The 1,088-nt window shown below is 31.4% G+C and carries 1 protein-coding gene; it reads left to right on the forward strand.

Annotated features, from left to right (window positions below):
- The coding region (locus G507_RS0109705) for a T9SS type B sorting domain-containing protein (protein ID WP_026717287.1) at nucleotides 1–1,020 on the forward strand (1,020 nt) is incomplete at its 5' end.
- Nucleotides 1,021–1,088: the final 68 nt, after the last annotated feature.

Consider the following 1,088-nt stretch of genomic DNA (forward strand, 5'->3'; position numbering starts at 1 on the left):
GTTGAAGGAACAGTTACAAGTGGAAACACATTGAATACTGATCCAAGTGGTACAGTAACGATTGCTGATAATGATGACGCTCCAAGTGTAACCATATCTAGTGACTCAGTTATGGAAGGAAACATATTAACATTTGTAGTTACTTTAAGCAATCCATCTTCAGAAGATATTGAATTATCATTTATTTATACTAATAATAACGCAAGTGATTCAGATTATGATACATCAATTGTAACGATAATAATTCCAGCAGGAAGTACAACAGGGACATTCACAATTCAAACTACAAACGATGGATTAGTAGAAAATGATGAAACCTTTGATGTTGATATTGTTTTAATTACTGGTACAATTGGAAATATATTGAATACAGGGTTAGGAACAATTGAAAATGATGATTTTGCACCAATAGCAAATACGGATGGTCCAAAAGACACAGACATGAATGAAGAGATTATTATTGATATATTTGATAATGATTTATATATTCCTTCATGTGGAACAATAACGATTACTCAACCAGATCACGGAACAGTAGTTATTAATGATAATGGAACACCAAGTGATATATCTGATGATTTTGTAATTTATACTCCAGATACAGATTATTATGGTACAGATACATTTACATACCAAATTTGTGACTGTTTTGGAAATTGTAGTGAGTATGCAGCAGTGACAATAAATGTAGGTGTTGTCTTCCCTGCATGTGAAGTTCAGGTCTTTAATGCCATTTCTCCTGATGGAGACGGAATAAATGATGTATTAGTAATATGGGGATTAGATTGTTATACTGACAATACAGTTCAAATATTTAATCGTTGGGGTGTTGAAGTATATAGCACCACAGCCTACGGTACTAACAGTAATTATTTTAAAGGTATTTCAGAAGGTAGATCAACAGTTTCTCAAGGTGAAGATTTACCAGATGGAACCTATTTCTACGTTATTAAATATGTTGATACACAAGACAACAATATAAATAAACAAAAAGCAGGTTACCTATATTTAAATAGATAAAGCATTCAGCATAGAGTATATCGAATATTTGATATACTTTATGTTTGATTTAAAACACAAATAGATGA

Origin of the sequence: Flavobacterium gelidilacus DSM 15343, from assembly GCF_000422685.1 — a bacterium.
Taxonomy (GTDB): domain Bacteria; phylum Bacteroidota; class Bacteroidia; order Flavobacteriales; family Flavobacteriaceae; genus Flavobacterium; species Flavobacterium gelidilacus.